The sequence below is a fragment of the Acidimicrobiales bacterium genome, from assembly GCA_036378675.1.
In the GTDB taxonomy this organism is placed as follows: domain Bacteria; phylum Actinomycetota; class Acidimicrobiia; order Acidimicrobiales; family Palsa-688; genus DASUWA01.
This window is the reverse complement of sequence record DASUWA010000074.1, coordinates 1-6,754: the sequence shown is the minus strand read 5'-3', so window position 1 is coordinate 6,754 and position 6,754 is coordinate 1. Positions and strand designations below refer to the sequence as shown.

Genomic DNA, 6,754 nt, shown 5'->3' with positions numbered 1-6,754 from the left:
TAGAGGTTCCCCGCGTGCACCCGATCGCGCCACTGCGAGATCTCCAGCGGATCCAGCGCGTGCAGCCCCGCAGTCAGCCCATATAAAGGAGTGTTCTGAAACTCGATCGCCTCGTCCAGATCCCGAGCGCGCATCACGCCGAGCACCGGTCCGAAGCACTCGGTCATGTGGAACGAGGAACCCGGCCTCACACCCACCTTCACCCCCGGGCTCCACAGGTAGCGACCAGCATCGAGCGCCGCCGGCGGAACCAGCCACCTCTCCCCTGGGCCGAGTCGCGAGAAGGCGTCGAGCAGGGGACCCTCCGGGGGGCGGATCAACGGACCCATGTTCGTTCGCAGGTCCCACGCTGGCCCAACGACCAGGGTACGCACCGCGTCCGCCAGGCGCGGCAGGAAGCGCCGATCGTCGTGAACCGCAGCCTCCACGATCGCGAGGCTCGCGGCCGAACATTTTTGGCCGGCGTGACCGAACGCGGAATGAACCAGGTCCACTATCGCCTCGTCCAGATCGGCAGTTGCGGTGATGACGATCGCGTTCTTCCCGCTTGTCTCCGCGTGCAGATTCAAGTCGGGACGCCACCGAAGAAACAGTTGCGCGGTGTCCCACGACCCGGTCAGCACCACGCCGTCCACCCGCTTATCGGTTATCAACCGAGCGCTGGCGTCGCCGTCGACACACGGAACGAACTGCAACACCTCCCTGGGAACACCGGCGTCCCATATCACGCGGACCATCTCGCCGGCGACGGCCACCGCCTCGGGCGCCGGCTTGAAGATCACCGCGTTTCCCGCGGCAAGGGCGGCCAGCACCCCGCCGGCGGGGATCGACAGGGGAAAGTTCCAAGGCGACGCAACGGTTACCACCCCGTACGGACGAAAGCCCGAGTCCGAAGAAGGAATCGTCGACGCGTAGTAGCTGGCGAAGTCGACCGCCTCCGACACTTCGGGGTCGCCCTCGCGCACCGTCTTGCCGGTGTCGTACGCCATCACCGCCAGCAACCGGCCCCGGGATCGAGCAATCCCGTCCGCCACATCTAGCAGCACTCTCTTCCGGCCTGAAGCACCCAACGCAGCCCATGCCGCCTGCGCCGCCCGCGCGGACTCCAAAGCGCCCGAGACCTCGGTGTCACCGGCAGACCACCACCGGTACGCGGCGCTGCCCGACGCCCGGCTCGGGTCGACGCCATCCTGCGCCTCCAAGCCACCGCCCGACGCATCACGACCGCCGACTACCGGTCGGTACTCGTCGAACTCGAACGAGGACAGGCACCCGGCAACCCACTGCCGGTTCGCTCCGATCGTGAAGTCAGTGTCCGGCTCGTTCGCAAACCCCGACTCCACATCAACGAACCGGCCCGCCGGCGCCGAGCGGTCCTGCGCCCTACGGGACCGGACGGCCGGCGCCGAGTCCGCCGCCTTCACCGCCCTCCGAAAACGCTCCGCCTCCTCCTCCCACACCCCCGACCCCACGGTCAACCCGAACTGATGGGCGAGGAAGTTGTCCGGGGTGGTGTTCTCGTCGAGGCGGCGCACCAGGTAGGCGATCGCCGACTCGAGGTCGCCCGGTTCCACGATCGGCGCATACAGGAGCAGCCCGCCGAACCGCTGCGCCGCCGCCTGGGCCACGGCCGGCGACATCCCTTCGAGCATTTCGAACTCGACCTGGTCGAGCGCCCCAAGCAACCCGGCCCTGGTCTCTGCCCAACCGAGCTCGAACAGGTTGTGGCTCGCTACTCCCACCCGGACCGCGCCTTCGTTAATGGGATCCAGGGCGACTTCGAACATGCGCTTGTAGTTCGCGTCGGTGTCGACTTTTTCCGAAAATGGGGCCTGCTCCCACCCGTGCATCTCCGCATCGACCCGCTCGGCCGCGAGGTTGGCCCCCTTGACGATGCGCACCTTCACCCAACTCCCGGTGCGGTCGCGCCGCCAGCGGGCCCAGGCGCAGAGGTCGTGGATCGCCTGGAGGGAGTCGGGGAGGTAGGCCTGCAGGACGACCCCGGCGGGGAGCCGCTCGTAGGCGGGCTCGTCGAGCACCTTCTTGAACACCGCCAGGGTCAGCTCGAGGTCCCGGTACTCCTCCATGTCGAGGTTGACGAACTTGGCGGGGTTGAAGGACGCCGCCTGGTCGTACAACTTGCGGAGCGGGCCGGCGATGCGCTCGACCTCGTTGTCGAAACGCAGGACGTCGAGTTGGGCGCAGATCGACGAGATCTTCACCGAGATGTAGTCGACCTCCGGGAAGCTCAAGACGTGCTGGATCCTCTTCAGCCGCCGGCGGGCCTCGCCGTCGCCGAGGATCGCCTCGCCGAGGACGTTGACGTTGAGGCGGATGCCCTGAGCACGCCGCTGCTTGGCGTGCTGGGCGAGGCTGCGCCGGCCGGCGGGCAGGATCACGTCACCGAGTTCGGATCGGACCCGCTTGCGGGCGGCGGGAACGACCAACCAGGGCACGAGTTGCCCGAGGGCGGCTCCGGCTCTCAGCTCCGCCCGGTCGATCGGCCGGAACGCCGAGAGAGCGTCGGCGGCCCCTTCCACCAGGCCCGACAGAAGGTCCGCGGCGCGGGCGGGCTGGCGCACTCGCAGGACCTCATCGGTGAGCGCGAGCAACACGTCGAAGCCGCCAGGGTGGGACAGGATGCGGTTGATCCGCTCCGCCCGTGCACGCTCCCGGTAGTCACGCTGGTGGCCCGCCTCGTCCTGCAGCGCCGCCGCCGCCTCGATGGCGGCCTGGAGGTCCTCCCCCCGGGTCATGCCCCGAGGGCGGTGCGGAGCAGTTCGGGGAGGGGTTGTTTTCCGGAGCCGTCGGTCGCGACGGCCACGTAGACGGTGAGGCCGGTGGCAACTTCGGCCCCGTTCGCTCTGACGTCGAAGGTGAGGGAAAAAGACGTCCGGCCGGCGGCTGCGAGCCTCACCTCGATGTCGGCCGTGTCCGGCCAGCGAAGGGAGCCCTTCCAGTCGATCTCGCTGTGAACCAACTGCACGTCGAAACCGGCGTCGAGCATCTTGCGGTATTCGAGGCCGCCCTCCTCGAGGTAGAGCGTCATCGCCTCGTCGAAGTACCCGAGGTACCACATGTTGAACACGACACCCTGCTGGTCGGCCTCGTAGTAGCGGACCTTGTGCCGGTAGGTGGTGCTGCGGGGTGCGGCTTCGTGGCCCACGACCGCAACGTATCCCCGATTGGTCTCGGACGTGGGGATCGACCGCAGCGCAGCCATTACTTGGGTGGTCGGATCGAGTGCTTCGCCTGTAAGGTCGCGGGTAGGGAATCAGGGAGGGAATGGAAGCGATGCAGGCGACCCAGACCACCGCCGATCCGGTGACCGAAGTAAAAGAGTGGCTGGCCACCAACTGGGATCCCGACCTGACCGTCGGCGAGTGGTGGGAGCGCCTGGGCACATCCGGGTGGGGTGCGCCGTCGTTGCCGGTCGATGCCTACGGGAAGGGGTTGTCGCGGGCCGAGGCGGTGCGGATCCAGGAGGCGATCGTCGAGTTCGGCGCCCTGCCGGCGCCTGGTGGCCTGGGCGCGCTGCTCGCCGCTCCGACCATCGCAGTCCACGGTGACGAGAGCCAGAAGGAGCGCTTCATCCGGCCGATCGTGACGGGCACCGACGCGTGGTGCCAGCTCTTCAGCGAGCCCGGCGCCGGGTCCGATCTGGCCGGCCTGCAGACCCGGGCCGAGCGCGACGGGGACGAGTGGATCATCTCTGGGCAGAAGGTGTGGACCTCGGGCGGCCAGGTTGCAGACAAGGGCATGCTCCTCGCTCGCACCAACCCCGACGTGCCGAAGCACCAGGGCATCACCTACTTCGCGTTCGACATGAAGCAGCCCGGTGTCGAGGTGCGACCCCTCCGGGAGATGACGGGACGGGCGTTGTTCAACGAGGTGTTCATCACCGAGGCGCGCGTTCCGAACGACGCGATCATCGGCGGGCTGAACAACGGCTGGGCCGTCGCCAACACCACCCTCGCCTTCGAGCGGGCCGGTCTCGGGGCCGGAGGTGGAGGTGCAGGCGCGAGCACTGCGATGCCCGGGAGCGTTGCGGGGGATCTGTCGAAGCGCGCAGGGGATCTCGTTTCGGGCAGGACCCGCGGCGGCGCCGGCGGGCCGGGAGGCGTGTACGGCACCTCGAAGTTGCTCCAGGCGATCGCCAAGCAGCTCGCCAAGGACAACGACCCGCTAGTCCGCCAGGACCTCGCCCGGCTGTACATCCTCACCGAGATCGGTCGCTACACGACCCTCCGGCAGAAGGCGGTCCGCGAAGCCGGCGGGGATCTACCCGGCGTCGGCAACATCGCCAAGCTTTCGATGAGCATCATCCTTCGGCTGTCGCGCGACACGGGCCTGCGGCTGCTCGGAGCGCGCGGGATGCTCCACGCCTACCAGCCGTCCGGCAACAAGGAGCTGAACGATCTCGCCGGCGGCCCGCTCGCTGGGATGATCACCGAGATGGCCCTCTTCGTGCAAGGTCCCCAGATCTACGGCGGCACCGACGAGATCCAGCACAACATCATCGGCGAGCGCGTCCTCGGGCTGCCCAAGGAGCCCAACAACGACAAGGTCGTGCCGTTCAAGGATCTGCCTCGTAACTGACGGGGGCTTCGAACTGACGGGGAGGGATGGATTCGCCGCTCTGGCCGGCGTCCCGATCCTTCGGATCGGAAAACGACCTGCCTCCGCGGCGGCTCCTTTCCTCCCCTCATTTCAATCTTCCAGTTTCGACGCTGGTCTTGGCGTGCCTGGACGATCCCGTCGCTCCCCGTCCGGTATGGCCAAGGCGCTCGCGCAACGGCCGCGATGCCCCTTAAGTCCGTTTTGATACTTGCCGACATTCCAGGGAAGAGGAATGCGGGCGGCGCAGGCCACGGCTACTGACGCTCGGCTTGGAGGCCACTCCATGAACTCAACCGCAGAAACGCTCACCCCAGTCGTCGAGAACGGTGGCTTCACCATCGTTGAGCAGGACGACGTTGCGTTCAGCCTCAGTCTCTGCCGAGAGATCCACCGAATCTACGGGTCCTACCAATCCGGCGAGCTCGAAGCCGACGATTCCGTCCGCCTTGGCCTGCTTCTATCTGCGCAGATGCTCTCCACTCTCGCTGACGCGGTCACCAAAGGGATGCCGGCCATGCGTCTGGACGTCGCCGCAGCCCAGACCCGAGAAATGGTTGCGGTTCTGCTGGGCGAGCCGATTACCGGTAAGAAACCAAAGGCTGTTCGACCCCGAGCGGAGACGCGCTGTCAACGCCCGATCGGGACACCAACCCCTACCGTTCAGCCGATTGCCGGCCGCGGGCAGCCGCCGGTAACAGCCATCGCCAGTGGCCAGGAGATCGGCGATAACTCCGAGGCGGTCGCCGATGACGTATCAGCGTCGAGTCACCACGGCGACTCCCAACCGGTGTCACGAAGTATTACGGAGCAAGGTGCTACCACGCCTGACCCGGTTTCCCGCCTTGATCGCTGGCGCCGGTCAGTAAGAACGATGCCGTGGTTCCTACGGCTGCCGCTGGGAATGCTCGGATGCGGTCTGGCTGCGATTGTCATCGACATCCCACTAGTCATCCTGCTTCTGTTCTCAAATCTCTTGCTCCCGCTCAGTTTGTGCTTCGCGAGCATCGCTGCCTTGGCGCCTCGGGCTTCCCGGACGCGGATATCTCGATTGGCTCGCCTTTCAAGGATCCACCCCGGAACTGACCCGGCGTACCCAACCGGACGTTAAAGGTAAAGGCCGAAATTTCCGACGAGAATCCCGTGCGACTCTTTTTCGCTGTGTGGGCGACTGAGTTCGCGACGTACCTGACCGTCAGGTTCCGGCCCCGCCACTAGCTCTGACCCAGGACCGCCCGTGTAGCACTAGATGTGCTACATTAACGGCTGTGATCAGGATTGGGGTCCGCGAGCTACGCCAGCACGCGAGTCGGTATCTCGAGCTAGTAAAGACCGGCAGGACCGTAGAGGTGACTGAACGGGGCCATCTCGTCGCACTTCTCGTGCCACCTAGCCCTGCCGATTCCGCCCGCGACCGGCTTGTAGTAACCGGCCGTCTGATGCCAGCGCGGTCTCCCTTCCGGTTACCTCTGCGTCGGACGCCGGTCGGCGACACGAGCCCATCCGCATCCCTCGCCGAATCCCGCGACGAACGCATCACTTGATCTATCTCGACACTTCCGCACTCGTGAAATTGGTGTTCGAAGAGGCCGAGAGCGACGCGCTGGCCGCATGGCTGACCGAGCGAAACGATATTCCGAAGCTGAGCGCAGAGCTCACGACCATCGAACTCATCCGCACGTGCCGGCGTTATGACGACACGGCCGTCTACGCAGCGAGAGAGCTGCTCGCAGGACTCGACCTCATTCCCCTGACCAGCGACCTCGTCGAAAGTGCTTCGGTGGTCGGTCCGCTCGAACTACGCAGCCTCGACGCCATCCATCTTGCGAGCGCAACAGCCGTCGGTGACAGTCTGACCGCGTTCGTCGTCTACGACTCGAGACTTGGGTCCGCCGCTTCGGAGATCGGGTTGCACGTCGTTTCGCCCGCTTAAAGGATGCGGTCATTCTGCTGACACTCGGTATCTGAGGCGTCACACAGCTCACGGTCCCAGCTGTCTGGCACCTTCGTTGACATGACGGGAAAGTCTCGAACCAAACGCCACTTCTCAGTGACGGCCCTAATGGCAGCGACAGCAGCGCTGCTCGCCGGCGCGTGCACTTCGGCCGGGATCAACTTCTCCTCGGGCACGTCGACC

Annotated in this window: 5 protein-coding genes; 3 read left to right on the top strand and 2 right to left on the bottom strand. The window is 66.2% G+C overall.

The window, feature by feature from the left end:
* The coding region (locus tag VFZ97_20220; GenBank protein ID HEX6395763.1) for a bifunctional proline dehydrogenase/L-glutamate gamma-semialdehyde dehydrogenase at positions 1-2,756 on the bottom strand (2,756 nt) is incomplete at its 3' end.
* Entirely contained in the window at positions 2,753-3,223 is a 471-nt protein-coding gene (locus tag VFZ97_20215) for a thioesterase family protein (GenBank protein HEX6395762.1), read from the bottom strand. The genes VFZ97_20220 and VFZ97_20215, both read right to left, overlap by 4 nt.
* A gap of 62 nt (positions 3,224-3,285) precedes the next feature.
* Between VFZ97_20215 and VFZ97_20210 the strand changes: the two genes are divergently transcribed.
* The 3 genes from VFZ97_20210 to VFZ97_20200 all read left to right on the top strand — a co-directional run bounded on the left by VFZ97_20210 (position 3,286) and on the right by VFZ97_20200 (position 6,550).
* Positions 3,286-4,599 carry an acyl-CoA dehydrogenase family protein gene (locus tag VFZ97_20210; GenBank protein HEX6395761.1) on the top strand — a complete coding sequence of 438 codons (1,314 nt, stop codon included), beginning with the start codon at positions 3,286-3,288 and terminating at the stop codon, positions 4,597-4,599.
* A gap of 304 nt (positions 4,600-4,903) precedes the next feature.
* On the top strand, positions 4,904-5,728 hold the full coding sequence (locus VFZ97_20205) for a hypothetical protein (protein HEX6395760.1): 825 nt from the start codon (positions 4,904-4,906) through the stop codon (positions 5,726-5,728).
* 429 nt (positions 5,729-6,157) lie between these two features.
* On the top strand, positions 6,158-6,550 hold the full coding sequence (locus VFZ97_20200; protein HEX6395759.1) for a type II toxin-antitoxin system VapC family toxin: 393 nt from the start codon (positions 6,158-6,160) through the stop codon (positions 6,548-6,550).
* The last annotated feature ends 204 nt before the right edge of the window (positions 6,551-6,754 follow it).

Coding starts and splice junctions, on each gene's coding strand:
- VFZ97_20210 (HEX6395761.1), top strand. CDS start 3,286: ATGGAAGCGATGCAGGCGACCCAGACCACCGCCGATCCGGTGACCGAA.
- VFZ97_20205 (HEX6395760.1), top strand. CDS start 4,904: ATGAACTCAACCGCAGAAACGCTCACCCCAGTCGTCGAGAACGGTGGC.
- VFZ97_20215 (HEX6395762.1), bottom strand. CDS start 3,223: ATGGCTGCGCTGCGGTCGATCCCCACGTCCGAGACCAATCGGGGATAC.